Raw genomic sequence first — 14,387 nt, forward strand, 5'->3', positions numbered from 1 at the left:
CGGCTGCCTGCTGATGGTGGCCGTGCAGCAACCCGGGGCGTCCTTGTTGGACAACTGCCTAGTTGGGAAATTGCGCGGCATGAAGACGGTCTTGCTCGGTCTCGATGGGGCAACATTCACGATTCTCGATCACCTCGTCGCCACCGGCGTGATGCCGCACCTGGGCGAGATGTATCGTCGCGGCGCGCGGGCCCTGCTGGGCTCGACGCCCCTGCCGCTCACGCCACAGGCCTGGACGACGATGGCCACGGGCCGCAACCCCGGCCATCACGGCATCGCCGATTGGATTCGTTGCGAGCAGGGTGCCAGTGGCACGTATTGCCATCTGAACAATGCCCGCGACAACCACTGCGAGACGCTGTGGAGCTACGCCTCGCGGCAGGGCAAGCGCGTCACGGTGCTGAACTACTTCGGCCTGGCCCCGCCTTCGCCCATCAACGGCCATACGATGCCCGGCTTCACTTCGGGACGGCACTTGCGCCGCTCGAGCTATCCGGCCGATCTGTTCGCGCGGCTCGAAGGCGTCTCGGGTTTCGACGTCAAAGTCCTCGGCATGGACTTCGACGTCGAGATGCAAGGTCTGCAGGAAATGGACCACGAGAATTGGGCTCGTTGGATCGATCATCAAATTGCGCGCGACCGGGTGTGGATGAGCGTGATGGAGCACCTGATGCGCACCGAGCCGAGCGACCTGACGGCGATGGTCCTCGACGGTACCGACAAGTTGCAGCACCTGGCCTACCGCTTCCTCGATCCGGCGCTGCGCCCGGCTCAACCCACCCCGTGGGAACAACAAGTCACCGAACGCTGCCAGGCCTACTATCGCCAGGTCGACGATTTCCTTGGCCGCCTTGCCGAATTGGTCGGCGCTTGGGGACGATTGTTCATCGTCTCCGATCACGGCTTCACCGGCACGCAGGAGATCGTCTACATCAACCGCTGGCTGTGCGATCAGGGGTTGCTGCACTGGCGCGGCGAGGTGCCCGAGGACCAGGCCGAGGCCTGCCAGACCGATCGCCCCGCGCAGGATGCCAACCTGGTCGACCTCGAGCGCAGCCGGGCCTATGCCCTGACGCCCAGTTCGAACGGTGTGTTCCTGAATGTGCCGCCGAGCGAGTACGTGGCGTTTCGCGACGATCTGATCGACAAGCTGCTCGCCCTGCGCGGCCCCGACGGCGGGCAAGTCATCACCGAGGTCAAGAAACGCGAAGACTGGTTCGCAGGCCCGTATATCAACCACTTCCCCGACCTGACGCTGACGCTCCGCGACCACGGCTTCGTTTCCGTGCTCAACGGCCGCGCGCCGGTCGTGCCGCGCAGCGTGCCCAACGGCACTCACCATCCCGACGGCATCCTCGTGGCCACGGGCACCGGCGTTCAAGCGGGCGTCGACGCGGGCAAGTACTACCTGTTGGATATCGCGCCGCTCTTGGCCCATAGCCTGGGTCTGGAGATTCCGGCCGATTACGAGGGTGAGCTCCCCGAGCGGATTTACGATCCGGCCTATCTGGCCAGCGATCGGCCGCGTCAGGCTCAGGCGGCCGCGGAACCCGCGCCGGCGAGCGTGGCCTCGGGCGGCGATGCTGCCGGCGAACTCGATGCCGAAGACGAAGCGATCATCATGGCGCGGCTTAAGAGCCTGGGGTACATCGAGTGACCTGCACGCGCCCCCTATCGATCCTTTGCGCAGCGCGCCTGCGGCGGAGTGCCTGATGGTCGCCTCGCCTGCTAGTGCAGCGTCCGCGAGCGGACCCGAGGGGCCGAGTACCGGGCCGCGCCCCGTCGGCCTGAGCACCGGTCACTTTCGGCGGATCGCCGCCAACGGGTTTGGCGACCCGCACAATTCTTACGCCTACGGCTATGCCTGGTACCGCGATAACCTGTTCGTCGGCACCAACCGCGACATCCTGGTGCAGGCCCGTAAGCGTTTCAAATTCAGCGTGCCCACGGCGATGTGGCCGGTCGAGGTGCCGGAAAGCATCGATACGTTCGACTTGGGCGCGCAGATTTGGCGTTATAACCCGCGCATCGATCAATGGAAGCAGGTGTTTCGCTCGCCGTACGTGCCGGGGCTCGAGGGGAAGACGGTGCCCCTGGCGAGCGGCTTTCGCAACATGGCGGTGTTTCAGGGCAAGAGCGACCCCTGCCCTGCCCTTTACACGATCCCGAGCTGCGGCTCCTACGGCATCGGCCCCGTGCTGATGCGCACGCTCGACGGTGAACGGTTCGAGCAGGTCAGCGAACAAGGTCTCGGCCTCGACGACCCGAACGTGACTTCGTTCCGCTCGATGGTCGTGTTCAAGAACCGGTTGTTCATGACGCCGGCCGGTTCGCGCGGGTTCGATCCGAACGTGTCGTACTTTGCGCTGATCCTTTGCAGCGACGACCCTTCGCGCGGAAACTGGAAGATTACCAATCCCGGCAGCTTCGGCGATCCGACGAACTACGGCATCTACGACATGTGCGTCCGCGGCGACTTTCTTTATGCCGGGACGATGAACATCCGCGAAGGCTTTCAGCTTTGGAAAACCGACGGCGAAGGCGAGCCGCCTTTCCACTGGACCAAGGTGCTCGATCGCGGGGCCGATCGCGGGCCGTGGAACCAGGGCGTCGTGTCGATCAATCCCTTCGGCGATTGCGTCTATCTGGGCACCGGCATCCAGAACGGCGGCTTCGATCGCAACAACAACATCGGTCCTGGCGCCGGCGAGGTAATTCGCGTCTGGCCCGACGACACCTGGGACCTGGTCGTCGGTCAACCGCGCATGACGCGCTGGGGACTGAAGATCCCCACGAGCGGCATGGGCCCCGGCTGGGACAACGGCTTTGCCGGCTATATCTGGCGCATGTGCCAGCACCAGGGCGCGTTCTACGTCGGCACGTTCGACTCGACGGCCATGTTTCCGTTTGCGCCGCTCGACGAACGCGCGCAACGTGTGTTCGATCGCCACACGCAGGAACAGTTCATGCAGTTTCGCGGCGGCACCGAGCTGTGGCGCACCGTCGATGGCGACAACTGGGTGCCTGTCACGCGTAACGGCTTCGGCAATCCGTACAACTGGGGCATTCGCACGCTGATTTCCACTCCCGCGGGTCTGTTCGTAGGCACGGCCAACCCCTTCGGACCGAAAGTCGCGGTGCGCGGTCCCTCGGGCTGGCGGTACGAGTTCAATCCGCAGGGCGGGGTCGAAGTCTGGCACGGCAACCACGATCACGTCGCGACCCAAGCCACTCCCGATCACCCGGCGGGCGTGCAGATCATTCCCGAGCCGACGCTGGCCGGCGAGCAGATCACGCCGGGCGAGGCCGCGTTGAAGATGCCCGAAATGGGCGACGATTCGTTACGGGTCATCGACGAATTGATCGCTGCGGCGCCTCTGTCCGACGTGCGCGAAGACGACGATCGGCCGACGCATTCGCTCGACACCTGGAGCGAACGCCCGCTGGACAATCGCGACTTCGACCCTCGGCTGCAGTTGGCCGATCAGGAGCAACTCGAAGCCTTCCACGAACAAGTCGCGGCCGAAATCGACGACTATTTCCTGGGGACCCGGCTGCGTTCGGTCGGCTACTGGCGCTTCGAGCATTGGACCCCCGCCGAGGCGGCCCGTGCCCTGGTGAACGAGGCTCTGGCCGTGGCGACCGGCGACCTGGCCAAGGACGATACGGTCGACCTTCTGCCGCGCACGGGGCGCACGCTGGCCATCGGCTACGGCGCCGACGAATTGGCCGCGGAGCTACACCGGCTGCGGCCGCTACTCTCGATCGAACCCGTCGAGTTGGCCGGGTTGGTGGGTCAGGTGTCGAGCCTGACGGGCCGTCCCAACTGGCGATTGCCCGCCGAGAGCGCCGCGGTCGAACTGGTCGTGTGGATCGACGGGCCGGGCGAAGTCGACCGATTCACGGCGCTCCGCGAGGTCGCGCGCGTGCTACGGCCTGGCGGCTGTTTTGTCGCCGCCGATTCGGTGGGCCCGTTGTTGTCTGAGTTGACCGAGCCGCTCAACGCGCCTCAAGACATCCATCAACCCGCCGCGCCCGAAACGTTGTATGCGAAGGCACTCGGCAAGATGGGCCTGACGCAGATCCGCATTGCCGATTGCACGCGCGACGGCTGGATGCGATTCTGCCGGCACAGCCGCAACTATTTCGGCGTCCGCTTCCTGATGAACCAGATCGATGCTGACCGGTTCCGCGCGATCTGCCAGGCGCTGCCCTGCGGGCGGCGGATGATCGAGCAGCAGCTGCTGATCTGTGCCGTCAAGCCGGGCGAGGTGCCCGAAGCGCCTGCGAATTCACCTACCACCTGACCCCCTGTCGCCGCGTCGATTGCGACGCGGACGCGGAGCCATGCGATGCCTACGACCGACACGATTCTCAGCGATTTGAAGTCGCTGCTGGCCGATATGACCAGCGACTGGGACACCAGCTTCGAGGGCGAAATCACGCCCCAGACCCGGCTGATCACCGACCTGGGCTTCGAGTCGATCGACGTCGTGCAACTCGTCACCGCCATTGAAGAGCACTATGGCCGGCGCGATTTCCGCTTCGAAGAGCTGTTGATGGAAGGTGGAACCTACGTCAACGAAGTCAGCGTCGGGCGGATCGTCGCGTTCCTCGAGCGTCATTTGAACAAGTAGTTTCCCCGCCTTCGCCCCGTTCCTGCCAGCACCGCCGCAGCGCGCAAAGGTCTGCCATGCAACCCACCGTATTGATCGGCCTCGACGGCGCCACCTACTCGATTCTCGACCCGCTGATGGCGGCCGGGCAGATGCCGCACCTGCAACAGTTCCTGGCCCGTGGCGTCCGCGCCGAGCTGCTGACGACGCCGCATCCGCTCACGCCCCCGGCCTGGACGACGCTGATGACCGGTCGCAGCCCGGGGCATCACGGAATCTTCGATTTCTTGCGTTCCGAGGTCCGCGCCGGCGGCGCGTTCTTCACGCTCAACAACTTTCGCGACATTCACTGCGAAACGATCTGGTCGATCGTCAGCCGCCAGGGCGGTAGCGTCACTTCGCTCAACTTTCCGCTGATGGCGCCGCCGCCCAAGGTTTCCGGCTCGATCGTGCCCGGCCTGCTGTCGTGGCGGCATCTGCGCCGCAACATCCACCCGGTCGAGCTGTATGACGAGCTCAAGGGCCTGCCCGGCTTCAATCCCAACGAGATCTCGTGGGATTTCGAGCACGAGAAGAAGGCCATGCAGATCCTCGAAGACGAGGAGCTCGAACCGTGGACCCAGTTTCACATCGTGCGCGAACGGCACTGGTTCGAGATCACCAGGCACATCATGGAACAACACCCGGCCGACCTGACGGCCGTCATGTTCGACGGGGTCGACAAGCTCCAGCACGGCTGTTGGCGATTCCTCGATCCGCGCTACTTCAGCGCTCAGCCTAGCGCGTTCGAACGGCGGATGCGCGAGCTGTGCGTGCAATACTTCCACGAGCTCGACGGCTTCATCGGCCGCATCGTCGCGCTGGCCGGCCCGCAGGCGCGCGTCTTCATCGCTTCGGACCACGGCTTCGGGCCTACCGAGACGGTGTTCCGCATCAACAAATGGCTCGAAAGCCAGGGCTACCTCCAATGGGCCGATCGTACGGCCGAGAAGCCCGCCGCCGGCCATTTCGTGGCGCTCGATTGGGAGCGGACGATAGCCTATGCCCCCAGCGGCGCGACCAACGGCATTCACATCCGCGTGGCGCACGGCCCTGGTGAAACGGGCGTGGCGGCAAACGAATATCACGCCTTCCGCGAGCAGCTTATCGCCAAGCTCAAGGAGCTGCGCCACCCGGAAACCGGCGTGCCGCTGGTACGTGACGTGTTGCTGCGCGAGCAGGCATTTCCTGGCGAGGCCGGCAAGTCGGGGCCCGACTTGACGCTCGTCCTGTTCGATCACGGTTTCTTCTCGGTGCTCGACGCCGAGCCGATCGTCTGGCAACGGCCGCTGGTCGCGGGAACGCACTGTCCCGAGGGGGTCTTCGCCGCGGCTGGCCCCGGCATTCCGCGCGGCATTGCCGTGTCGCAGCAGTCGATTCTCGACGTGGCGGCCACGCTGCTTTACAGCCTAGGCTTGCCGGTTCCCAGCGACTTCGAGGGGAAGGTGATGCAGGCGGCGTTCGAGCCGGCCCAGCTTCAGGCCCAGCCGATCGTCACCGGGCCGCCGACGACTTCGCCCTCGGGCACGGTCGAGCGCGTCGCGGTCGACGCGGACGCCGAAGCCGACTCGGACGAAAAGATCCTGCAGCGATTGCGAGCCCTGGGCTACGTCGAATAGGCGGACGCCACGAACGGCACGCAACAGGACGCCTATGCCTTACCTCGTTCATGAAGGCGTCCGTTTGAACTATCGCGATGCCGGCCAGCGCGGGGCCGCGGGTGTCGTGTTGCTGCACGGCCTGGCGGCCAACCAGGCGTTCTGGAACCTGGAGCTGGTCGGCCAATTGGCGGCCGACTGGCGCGTCATCACCTACGATTTGCGCGGCCACGGATACAGCGACACTCCGGCCGACGGCTACGAGCCGGAGGCCCAGGCACGCGATCTCGTGGCGCTTTTGGACCACCTCGAGCTGCCCGCGGCGCATCTCGTGGGGCACAGCTTCGGTGGGCTGATCGCGCTGCAGGCCGCGATCGACTCTGCGCCGCGCGTACGTTCGCTCGTGCTGGCCGATTCGCGCCTGGCGGGCCTTGCTCCGGAGCAGATTCTGCCGCAGCAATTCGATTGGCGCGACTTGCAACGGCGCCTGCGGCGCAGCGGCGTGCGCCTCGCAGAACACGAAGCGGAAATCGGGCTGTGCCTGCTCGAAGCGATCGCTGGTCCGCGCTGGCTGGGCGTGCGTCAAAAGGCCCGCGGACAGGTCAAGTTTCTCCCCTTTGCCGCCTCAAAACGCTCGGGCGAACAATGGCTGAAGCTGCTGCAGGCGACGCAAGCAGATCGCGGCTTTCGCGACCGGGGCCAGGTCTTGCCCACGACGATCGCGGCGCTCGACATCCCCTTGTTGGCCGTCTACGGGGAACGGTCGCCGCATCGCGCCAGCATGCAGGCGCTGGCCCATTGGGGACGGCACGTGCGGTGCGAAACGGTCGCCGACGGCGGACACTTTCACCCGGCTGCCGAACCGCTGCGATTCGCCGCCATCGTGCGCGCGTTTCTCGGCGAAGTCGCTACAATCTCCCCGGGGGCAGCGGAGCACGCCTGATACCCGGGAGGCGGTACGATGGAGCGATCCCTGACACGATTTGGGATCCGGACGCGGCTAGGCCTTGTGGTCCTGGCGGCCGTGGGTGTTTGGCCGGCGTGTGCGCAAGCGCAGTTTCCCCGGCCGGACCAACCGCGTCTGCTCGCGCAGCGCGGCTTTGGCGGCAAAGAGGCAACGGGCGTGGAAATTTTCTACCTGAATCACAACGGCCTGAAGCGCCGCTACCTGGTCCACTTGCCCCAGGGTCGCGAGACCCAGGCAAATCTGCCGCTGGTGCTGGCGTTTCATGGCGGCGCCGGCCGGGCCGACAGCCAGGTGCGCCAGAGCCTGATGAACGATACGTCGGATCAGCAAGGTTTTATCGTCGCCTATCCCGACGGCACGGGCCGAGCCGGGTTTCTCACCTGGAACGCCGGCACCTGCTGCGGCTATGCCATCGAGCACCAGATTGACGACGTCGGATTCACCGCCGCGCTGATCGATCAACTGCAACAGCAGTACAAGATCGACCCCAAGGGGGTGTACGCGACGGGCATGAGCAACGGCGGCATGTTGTGCTATCGGCTCGCCTGCGAGTTGTCCGACCGCATCGCCGCGATCGCTCCCGTGGCCTGCGCGCTGCACGTCAACGGCCCGCAGCCCAAGCGGCCGGTGCCGATCTGCCATTTCCACGGCCTGAAGGACCCCAACGTCCTGTTCCAGGGCGGGTTGGGCCCCAACCAATTGCAGAAGACCCCGCACCGCTCGAACGCCGAGACCTTGGGCTTCTTCATCAAGGCCTACGGCCTGAGCCCTCAGCCGACCGACGTGCACCGGGAACAGGACTATATCCTCGAGCGATATGAGCCCGCTCCCGGCCAGGGCGGCGCGCCAATCTGGCTCTACAAGCTGCCCGAGGGTGGTCACACCTGGCCCGGCGGCGTCGACATCACCGCCCGCTTCAATACCGGCAAGCTCATTGCAAGCGTTAAGGCCAACACCCTGATGTGGGAATTCTTCCAGCATTTCACCACCGACGGACCGGTGGGGGGCGGCCGATAAGACGCTCGTCCGCGGCCGGGCAACTATAATGAGCCAAGAACTGCCGTCCTTTTGGCTCTGGTTTTCCCCGTTGGTTCGATGGCCGACCTGATTCCTCGACTCCGGCCGCTCGGCGGCGATTCGGCAGCACACCTGGCGCTTGCGCGGGGGCTGTTCCAATGCGGTCGCCACGGGCAGGCCCTGGCCGAGCTCGACAAGGTGCTGCGCGAGAATCCCGAGCTGGGGGCCGCCCACTATCTGCGCGGGCTCGTCCTGGCACGCCTGGCCGACTTCAGCGCCGCCACCACGGCCCTGGAAAACGCTGTCCGGCTCGACGAAGAGCTGGACGGGGCCTGGATGGCCCTGAGTTATGTGCGCACCGAGCTCGGCCTCAAAGAAGAGGCCCTCGAAGCCGCGCGGCGGGCCGTACAGATCGACGAAAAGAACGCTCAAGCCTATCTGATGCTCGGCAACGCGCTGGCTGCGCTCGACCGGGTCAAGCTGGCCATTGCCGCTTACCGCAGGGCTGTGCACTACAACCCGCAATTGCAGATGGCCCATTACCGCCTGGCGAGCCAATTGCAAAAGGCCGGGCGCGAACAAGAGGCCTTCGACCAGGTGCTCAAGTCGCAACGGCTCAACCCGATGGACGCCAACAGCCGCCTGACGCTGGGCGATATGCTGCTGTCGCGCGGCGATGTCGACGGAGCCTTGCGCGAATATAAGATCGCCTCGGAGCTTTCGCCGACGCAGGGCACGCCCACCTACAAGGTCGGGCTCGCGTTTCTGCAAGCCGAGATGCGCAAAGAGGCCATCGGCGCGTTCCGCAACGCCGTGCGCCGCGATCCCAAGCACATCGACAGCTTTCTAGCGCTGGCGAAGATCTATCTCGAAGACGGCGAACCTGTCGAGGCCGAGGCCATGTGCAAGGCAGCCCTGGAAGTCGACAAGCGTTGTCCGGCGGCCAACGAGTTGATGCAGCAGGTGCAGGCGGCGCTCGGCAACCCGGCGCCGGCACCGCCTGATCCAAACGCGTAGGCAGCCGTTGCCCCCGCAGCGACGCGCACGGCCCCCCCTTGCGTCAGATCAAGAGCAGCACCAGCGAGGTCGTCAGGCCGTTGGTAACAGCATGGGCCACCATGCAGGGAATCAGCGTTCCGCGCCACTGCCGAACCAACGAAAACCCGACGGCCAAGGTGCTCAGCAGCGGAATTCCCAGCAGGCCCTGGGGATGGACCGCGGCGAACATCACCGCATTGATCAACGTGGCCGCGACCACGCTCATCGTCACTTGCCAGCGCCCGGTCAACTCGCGCAGATGGCGAAACAACACGCCGCGATAGAACGTCTCCTCGACCAGCGGCGCCATGACACAGGCCAGAATCATCAACTGGACCCGCGCGCCCCAGCCCGACTGCACGAGCCAGTCGACCACAGGGTGGCCGGGTACGTCCGACCCGTCGGGCCCCGCGGCGCCGGACAGCGCACTCATCAAGGCGATGGTCACGAACATGGCCACCGCCAGCAGCGGCCAGACGGCGATATAGGTCACGAGTCCCAGGGGCGCCTCGACGAGCAATCCCGCGCCCCGGGTCCAGCCGATGTCTTCGCGCACCTGGCGCCACGGCACACCCCGACACACCGGCCAGGCGAGCGCTCCCAACGTCGCCGGAAAGAGCACCAGCAGCGCCGCGAACTGGTGTTCCTCGGCCACGAGCAAGTCCGCGGCGAGGCTGGCTAAAAGAAACGTCACGACCCACACGGCAAACGTTTCGGCATACACCCCGCCGTGGGGCAATCCGGTCACAACGCGCGATCGCAGCTTGCCGGCGAGCCACAAGACGGCCAGCAGAAACAGGGCTGCACAGCCGGCGATTAGTACGATGGTCACAAGGAAGAGCCCGCCGAAGACAACTCCGAGCATCCGCGCGGCCGAATGCAATAACCGCTGGCGCGCCGCCTGGTCGGGCCCTTTCTCTGGCGTGACTGCAAGCTGACCGGACCAGCCGAGCACCTCGCACAAAACGGCCCGATCGGCGGCGGAAACGCTCGTAGCGGCCCAATCGTCCGCCAGGTAGGCGGCATACAGGTCGGTAAGCACTCGATAGGCAGTGTGCAGCTCATCGGACGTCCGCCCATCGGGCAGTTTGACCTCGGCCAGTTCCTGGGCCGCGCGCTCTGGCCCCAGCAGTTCGCCGGCGAGAACCGCTCTGCGCAGAGCGCCCAGCGGTCCGGGGAGCTGGGCCGATTGAAGTTGGCGGTAAAAATCCTCGCGGTTCACGCCCGGCATCTGCGCCGCGGCGACCAGGTACTGGGCCAACACATCGCCGATGCGCGACTGCAAATGTTGCAGCCCGGCACGCACGACCGGCACCTCGGGTTCGTCGCGCGAGCGCTGGCTCCAACCGATTTCCAGCGCGGTCACGGCGGCAATCACCAGCCAGGCGAGCAGCGTCCAGCCGCGAGGGCCCGCCGGCATCACGTCGAGAGGCACTTCGGAACCGCCAGAGGGATCTGCCCCCGAGGCCATGCTGGCATCTTCGTCCATGTCGAGATGATCTCTTGCACTTCGAGTCACAGGGCCGCGGTGAGCGCGACCGCAGATCGCTTCAACAACCTTAACATAGCGTCTTTGGCCCGACGGTTGCCGTGGTAAGGAGGGCAATCTCGCGAACCGCGACGCGGCTGATTTCGTGCGTGGTCGAGGCCGCAAAAAATAATCTGCAATGCGGGGAACTAACGCCGGTCCCCGATCGTCTCTTACCTCGGGAAGTACTGCGGCCTCGTCTCCCCCCCTGTCTCCGAGGGATATCACATGCGACGCCTTTTGCGTTTGGCGCCGGCGAGTCTACGCCTGGCGGTGTTGCTCTGCTTGCCATTCATGCCCCACCTGGCCCGGGCCCAAGGATTGCTCGTCGTCATCGACCCGGCGCAGCATGTTCGCCTGCCGCGGCCCATCTTGCCCCCCCAGCCGTCGCCCCCGCCGGCGACCTATGCCATCAAGGAAATCGCCGCCCACGCCCGGTTGACGGATAACGTGGCCCAGGTCGAAGTCAGCCAGACGTTTGTCAATACGGGCAGCAGTCCGCTGGAAGTCGCCTTCGTCTTTCCGTTGCCCGCCGACGCGGCAGTCGACCGGCTGACGTTCCTGGTTGATGGACACGAGCTGGCCGGCAAATTGCTCTCCGCGACCGAGGCTCGCGCGGCCTACGAAGCCATCGTCCGCAAGAACCGTGACCCGGCCCTGCTCGAATGGCTCGGCACGGGCATGTTCCAGACGAGCGTGTTTCCGGTCCCGCCGGGGCAGTCGCGCGCCGTGTCGCTGCGCTACGCGCAGGTCTGCCGATCGGACCGCGGCCTGACCGATTTCCTGTTTCCACTCTCGACGGCCAAGTACACCGCCGCACCCGTGTCGAAGGTACTGGTCGAGCTGGCCTTGGAAAGTTCGCAGCCGCTGAAGAACATCTACAGCCCTTCGCACACGGTCGAAATCAAGCGGAGTGACGAGCACCACGCCACGGTGCGCTGGTCGGCCGAAAACATCGTCCCGCAGAGCGATTTCCGCCTGATGTACGACCTGGGTTCGGGCGCGGTGGGGACGAGCGTTCTCAGCTACCGGCCCGACGCCAAGGACGACGGCTATCTGCTGTTGCTGGCGAGCCCGCAACTGCCGACCGCCGACGCGGCGCCGGCAGCCAAGACCGTGGTATTCGTCGTCGACCGCTCGGGGAGCATGAGCGGCGAAAAGATCGAGCAAGCCAAGTCGGCCTTGCGCTTCGTGCTGAACAATCTGCGCGAGGGCGACCTGTTCAACGTCGTGGCCTACGACAGCGAAGTCGTGAGTTTTCGCCCCGAGCTGCAGCGGTTCGACGATGCGTCGCGCGCCGCGGCGCTGGGCTTCGTCGAAGGTCTCTACGCCGGCGGCAGCACGAATATCGACGGGGCGCTGCGCGCGGCGCTCGGCCAGCTCCAAGATTCGAGCCGTCCGAATTTCGTCATCTTCCTCACCGACGGCCTGCCCACGGCCGGTGAAACGGGTGAAGCACAGATCGTCGCCAATGCCAAATCGGCCAACCAGGTGCGGGCTCGCGTATTCAGCTTTGGCGTCGGCTACGACGTCAATAGCCGGCTGTTGGACAAGCTGGTCCGTGCGAATTTCGGCACCAGCGAATACGTCCGGCCGCAGGAGGATATCGAGACACACGTGGCGCGGCTGTACCAACGCATCGGCTCGCCCGTGCTGACCGACGTGCAGATCGCGTTCGAACACGATGGCCTCACGGCAGCCGAAGGGCAACCGGTCAATCGGGTCTACCCGAGCCAGGTGTTCGACCTGTTCGCTGGCGAGCAATTGGTAGTCGCCGGGCGGTATCGCAAGGCGGGTGCCGTCAAGGTCGTGCTGTCCGGCACCATCCACGGTGCGCAACAGCGGTTCGAGTTCCCCGCCACGCTGGTCGAACAGAGCGGCGACGAATCGCAAGCGTTTGTGGAGAAGATTTGGGCAGCACGGCGGATCGGCGAGATCATCGATCAGCTCGACTTGCAGGGCAAGAACGAAGAACTGATCAAGGAACTCGTGGAGCTGTCGACGCGCCACGGCATCCTCACGCCGTACACGTCCTTCCTGGCCGACGAAAGCACCGCGCTGGAGGACGTGTCGGCGAACGCGTCGACGGCGCGTTATCACCTGCGGAGCCTAGAGGAAGCAGCTGGCGAAGGTGGTTTCTCGCAGCGCGCGGCGAAGCTTGGTCTGCAGAATGCAGCCGCGGCGCCCGCCAGCGGCGAGGCACGCTTTTTTGCCGCCGAGCGCGACGAGGCCGTCGCGGTCCAAGCGGTGCGCAATATCGGCGCCAAGTCCTTCTTCCAGCGCGGCGGCCGCTGGATCGATTCGACGGCCAGCGAAACCCAACAACAGCAGGCGCAACGCGTCGTGCAATTCAGCGACGAGTATTTCGCACTCGCGGCCAGCCACGGCCGCACCCTGTCGCAATACCTGGTGTTCGACGAGCCGGTCGTGCTCAACCTGGCGGGGCAGGTCTACTTGATCGAACCGCCGACCGCGCCCTAGGCCAGGGCAAGCCGTGGTCGCGGCCGCACCGATCGAGCGGAGCAAGGCTCGTCGGGACCTCCTCAGGGTCCTGGCGAGCCTTGTGGCATTTTTCGGGAAAGACACCCCCGGCCAAGCACCGCCGCGGCAAAAACATAGCTATCTGCTGCAAATTATTGCCTGATTTGCAGAATTTGATTGACTGCCGGGGTTTGTTGCGAGACGATCACGTGCCGTGGCGCAGGGCAGCCGCACGAGCGGGCCGGGATTGACGGTCGGCGCCACGGGTTCTTCTCTCAACCGTCGAGGTAAAGCTAGTGCTGATGGTGAGCTGACGGCTTGGTCCGTGCAGCGAATTTCGCGCTGGCTTGGTCACCTCTTCTGCTACCGGTGCGGCTCTTGGAGCCGCGTTCACCCCGGTTCCGCAGACCAGTCTCTGTGTCGCACTCCGTGGCGATGACTTGCGCGACAGCTGTGCGTTCTTCAGGCCTGTCGGCGGCTCGTGCTCAGGATGGGGCATGACAAAGTCACAGTCATTTTGTTCGCTAGGAGTCAACATCATGTCGAAGGGCCATACGTGTCTTGCGCTGTCGCTGTTCTTGCTGGTGGGCCTGCCGAATGCGGCTTGGGCCATTGACGACGAAGATCCTCCGCCGGTTTCGGCTACCGAGTCGATCGACGTCACGGTCGGACCCACGAATCCGTTCGATGCGGTCTACCCCAATGTCTTTGACCTCAAACATCCCAAGCTGTTGCATCTTCAAGGCATCGCCCGCGTCTCCAACCCCGAGCCCGGTAGCACGCTGTTTGTGCAGTTCGACTGGTTCGATGAAATGGGCGGCCAACACTTTTCCGATGTGTTCAGCCCCTTCATCGTGCTGAATCAGCCACAGAGCATCGACCTCAGCTGGACGATTCCGTTCTGCCCGCCTGAAGTCAGCCTGCACCTGTCGACGCAAGGTCCCGGTTCGATCACGTTCATCGGCGATTTTACGCACACCTGCCTCGTGCCCGAGCCGTCGAGCCTGCTGCTGGCCGGTTGCGGCGCGGCAGGGCTGGGTCTCGTCGTTCGCAAACGGCGCCGCCCGCGCGGCTAACCGCGCGACGGTCCGCATGCCGTCCCG

Annotated in this window: 10 protein-coding genes; 9 read left to right on the forward strand and 1 reads right to left on the reverse strand. The window is 65.2% G+C overall.

Going from position 1 to position 14,387, the window contains the following annotated elements; translation table 11 throughout:
* The first annotated feature begins 79 nt into the window (after nucleotides 1-79).
* The 7 genes from K1X74_04455 (at nucleotide 80) to K1X74_04485 (ending at nucleotide 9,254) form a co-directional block, all read left to right on the forward strand.
* On the forward strand, nucleotides 80-1,657 hold the full coding sequence (locus K1X74_04455) for an alkaline phosphatase family protein (GenBank protein MBX7165579.1): 1,578 nt from the start codon (nucleotides 80-82) through the stop codon (nucleotides 1,655-1,657).
* A gap of 55 nt (nucleotides 1,658-1,712) precedes the next feature.
* Nucleotides 1,713-4,307 carry a hypothetical protein gene (locus K1X74_04460; GenBank protein ID MBX7165580.1) on the forward strand — a complete coding sequence of 865 codons (2,595 nt, stop codon included), beginning with the start codon at nucleotides 1,713-1,715 and terminating at the stop codon, nucleotides 4,305-4,307.
* A 45-nt stretch (nucleotides 4,308-4,352) separates the two neighbouring features.
* Entirely contained in the window at nucleotides 4,353-4,637 is a 285-nt protein-coding gene (locus tag K1X74_04465; protein ID MBX7165581.1) for an acyl carrier protein, read from the forward strand.
* A gap of 56 nt (nucleotides 4,638-4,693) precedes the next feature.
* On the forward strand, nucleotides 4,694-6,274 hold the full coding sequence (locus K1X74_04470) for an alkaline phosphatase family protein (protein MBX7165582.1): 1,581 nt from the start codon (nucleotides 4,694-4,696) through the stop codon (nucleotides 6,272-6,274).
* Between the two features lie 34 nt (nucleotides 6,275-6,308).
* Nucleotides 6,309-7,196 (forward strand): alpha/beta hydrolase, encoded by an 888-nt coding sequence (locus K1X74_04475; GenBank protein ID MBX7165583.1) that lies wholly within the window; start codon nucleotides 6,309-6,311, stop codon nucleotides 7,194-7,196.
* Between the two features lie 180 nt (nucleotides 7,197-7,376).
* Complete coding sequence (locus K1X74_04480) at nucleotides 7,377-8,237, forward strand: hypothetical protein (GenBank protein MBX7165584.1); 861 nt, start codon at nucleotides 7,377-7,379, stop codon at nucleotides 8,235-8,237.
* Nucleotides 8,238-8,315: 78 nt separating this feature from the next.
* Entirely contained in the window at nucleotides 8,316-9,254 is a 939-nt protein-coding gene (locus tag K1X74_04485) for a tetratricopeptide repeat protein (protein ID MBX7165585.1), read from the forward strand.
* A 43-nt stretch (nucleotides 9,255-9,297) separates the two neighbouring features.
* Here the strand turns inward: K1X74_04485 and K1X74_04490 are convergent, their stop codons facing one another.
* Entirely contained in the window at nucleotides 9,298-10,764 is a 1,467-nt protein-coding gene (locus K1X74_04490) for a CPBP family intramembrane metalloprotease (GenBank protein MBX7165586.1), read from the reverse strand.
* Nucleotides 10,765-11,031: 267 nt separating this feature from the next.
* Between K1X74_04490 and K1X74_04495 the strand changes: the two genes are divergently transcribed.
* Together K1X74_04495 and K1X74_04500 are read left to right on the forward strand one after the other, a co-directional pair.
* Nucleotides 11,032-13,284 carry a VIT and VWA domain-containing protein gene (locus K1X74_04495; GenBank protein ID MBX7165587.1) on the forward strand — a complete coding sequence of 751 codons (2,253 nt, stop codon included), beginning with the start codon at nucleotides 11,032-11,034 and terminating at the stop codon, nucleotides 13,282-13,284.
* A gap of 539 nt (nucleotides 13,285-13,823) precedes the next feature.
* A complete protein-coding gene (locus K1X74_04500) occupies nucleotides 13,824-14,360 on the forward strand; it encodes a PEP-CTERM sorting domain-containing protein (protein MBX7165588.1) in 537 nt (178 codons plus the stop codon).
* Nucleotides 14,361-14,387 lie beyond the last annotated feature (27 nt).

The organism is Pirellulales bacterium (genome assembly GCA_019694435.1).
Taxonomy (GTDB): Bacteria; Planctomycetota; Planctomycetia; order Pirellulales; family JAEUIK01; genus JAIBBZ01.

Excerpts from the sequence above, each read along its gene's own strand:
- K1X74_04495 (MBX7165587.1), top strand. The coding sequence starts at position 11,032 with ATGCGACGCCTTTTGCGTTTGGCGCCGGCGAGTCTACGCCTGGCGGTG.
- K1X74_04465 (MBX7165581.1), top strand. The coding sequence starts at position 4,353 with ATGCCTACGACCGACACGATTCTCAGCGATTTGAAGTCGCTGCTGGCC.
- K1X74_04460 (MBX7165580.1), top strand. The coding sequence starts at position 1,713 with ATGGTCGCCTCGCCTGCTAGTGCAGCGTCCGCGAGCGGACCCGAGGGG.
- K1X74_04485 (MBX7165585.1), top strand. The coding sequence starts at position 8,316 with ATGGCCGACCTGATTCCTCGACTCCGGCCGCTCGGCGGCGATTCGGCA.
- K1X74_04490 (MBX7165586.1), bottom strand. The coding sequence starts at position 10,764 with ATGGACGAAGATGCCAGCATGGCCTCGGGGGCAGATCCCTCTGGCGGT.
- K1X74_04470 (MBX7165582.1), top strand. The coding sequence starts at position 4,694 with ATGCAACCCACCGTATTGATCGGCCTCGACGGCGCCACCTACTCGATT.
- K1X74_04475 (MBX7165583.1), top strand. The coding sequence starts at position 6,309 with ATGCCTTACCTCGTTCATGAAGGCGTCCGTTTGAACTATCGCGATGCC.
- K1X74_04500 (MBX7165588.1), top strand. The coding sequence starts at position 13,824 with ATGTCGAAGGGCCATACGTGTCTTGCGCTGTCGCTGTTCTTGCTGGTG.
- K1X74_04455 (MBX7165579.1), top strand. The coding sequence starts at position 80 with ATGAAGACGGTCTTGCTCGGTCTCGATGGGGCAACATTCACGATTCTC.